This window comes from Gordonia sp. (in: high G+C Gram-positive bacteria), from assembly GCF_020438995.1.
Classification (GTDB): Bacteria; Actinomycetota; Actinomycetes; order Mycobacteriales; family Mycobacteriaceae; genus Gordonia.
This window is the reverse complement of the sequence record NZ_JAGQTN010000205.1, coordinates 1-1,635: the sequence shown is the minus strand read 5'-3', so window position 1 is coordinate 1,635 and position 1,635 is coordinate 1. Positions and strand designations below refer to the sequence as shown.

At 67.7% G+C, this 1,635-nt stretch carries 3 protein-coding genes; 1 reads left to right on the top strand and 2 read right to left on the bottom strand.

Going from position 1 to position 1,635, the window contains the following annotated elements; all coding sequences use genetic code 11:
• Both KDB67_RS14785 and KDB67_RS14780 read right to left on the bottom strand, forming a co-directional pair.
• The coding region (locus tag KDB67_RS14785; protein WP_291017063.1) for a DUF2277 family protein at positions 1-71 on the bottom strand (71 nt) is incomplete at its 3' end.
• Positions 72-99: 28 nt separating this feature from the next.
• A complete protein-coding gene (locus KDB67_RS14780) occupies positions 100-1,074 on the bottom strand; it encodes an NADPH:quinone oxidoreductase family protein (protein WP_291017062.1) in 975 nt (324 codons plus the stop codon).
• 49 nt (positions 1,075-1,123) lie between these two features.
• On the opposite strand from KDB67_RS14780, the gene KDB67_RS14775 reads away from it, so the two are divergent.
• Positions 1,124-1,635, top strand: a 512-nt coding sequence (locus tag KDB67_RS14775) for a class I SAM-dependent methyltransferase (RefSeq protein WP_291017061.1), incomplete at its 3' end; no start/stop codon positions are given.

Sequence of the window (1,635 nt, the reverse complement as noted above, 5' to 3'; positions counted from 1 at the left end):
GCGGCGGCCTCCACCTCGTCGGAGGTGGCCGGAGGTTCCAGACCCCGCAGTTCGGTGATATTTCGGCACATATCCGGCTCCCTGGATCGACTGGCTGCCTCACTCCGCGATCTGGACGACCGCCTTACCCAGGATCTTCCCGGCGGCCATATCCGTCAACGCCTGCGCGGTGTCGGCGAGGCTGTAGGTGGCCGTCACCGGTGGACGCAGCCCCGCCTCGATCATCTCGGTGATCTCGTCGTGGATGAGGCCCGGGATGTTGTCGTTCGGGTGGGTGCGCAGGTACTCGCCCCACGCCGCGCCGACGATCGCGATATTGCGGAACAACACCCGGTTCAGCTTGACGGTGGGGATGCCGCCGGCTGCGAAGCCGACCACGACGTAGCGGCCGTCGGGGGCCACCTGCCGCAGTGCCTCGTCGAATACGTCGCCGCCGGACGGGTCGATCATCACGTCGACGCCCTCGGGTGCGAATTCCCGCAGCTTCTCACCCCAGCCGTCGGTGAGCTGCACGATGTGGTCGGCGCCAAGGCTTTTCAGCAGTTCGTCGGCTCCGGTGCGGTGCACGATGGCAACCACCTTGGCACCCATCGCCTTGGCCACCAGGATGGACGCGACCCCGATACCGCCCGCGGCGCCGAGAACACCCACCACCTCGCCGGGAGCGGTCTGCGCCCGCATCTTGAGCGCGAACACCGCGGTCTGGAAGTTGATACCCAGCGCCGCGCCCTCGTCGAAGGTCAGGCCCTCGGGCATCGGCAGGAGCATCTCGGGCACCACGAGGATCTGTTCGGCGAATCCTCCGATCATCGGGGTGACCAGCACCTTGTCACCCGCCCCGTACTGTCCGCCCTCGGGTGCTTCCCGGACGACCCCGGCCACCTCGGTACCCGGGATGAACGGCAGCGGCGGGCGGATCTGGTACTTGCCCGCGGAGATCAGCAGATCCGGAAAACACACCCCGCACGATTTGATGTCGACGAGCAGTTGACCGTGTCCCGGAGTGAGGTCGGGGATCTCAGTCAGCGCGAGCCCGCCGGGGCCGGTCTCTTCAGTGAGCAGTTGGGCCTTCATCTCTGCGACCCTACTCCGGTGTGATCGAGGGCACCGTTAGGATCGGGACATGACCGTCTCACCGGCGCACGCCCCGTCCTCCGAACGCCTTGCGGTAGCCGCCGACGCTCCCGGCTTCATGCCCCTCGACGAGGCCCAGACGCTGTTCGAGATCGCGGGAGAATATCTGGCACAACCTGATTCGACGAAGGTGGGCGTCGAGATCGGCACCTACTGCGGCAAGTCGACGGTGTTCCTGGGGTCGGCGGCCGAGGACGCGGGCGCGGTGCTGGTGACCGTCGACCATCATCGCGGTTCCGAAGAACATCAGCCGGGCTGGGAGTACCACGATCCGACGCTGGTGGACCCGCACAGCGGCACCCTCGACACGTCGGCTCGCTTCCGGCGCACCATGTTCGACGCCGGCCTGGAGCAGACCGTGATCGGGATGCTCGCCCCGTCGACGACGGCCTCCCGCGCGTGGGGCAAGCCGGCCGACTTCGTGTTCATCGACGGCGGGCACAGCATGGAGGCCGCCCAGAACGACCTCGACGGCTGGGCCCCGTGGGTGCGGATCGGTGG

Bases quoted from the DNA above. Each gene is read 5' to 3' on its own strand.
- KDB67_RS14780 (WP_291017062.1), bottom strand. From the start codon at position 1,074: ATGAAGGCCCAACTGCTCACTGAAGAGACCGGCCCCGGCGGGCTCGCG.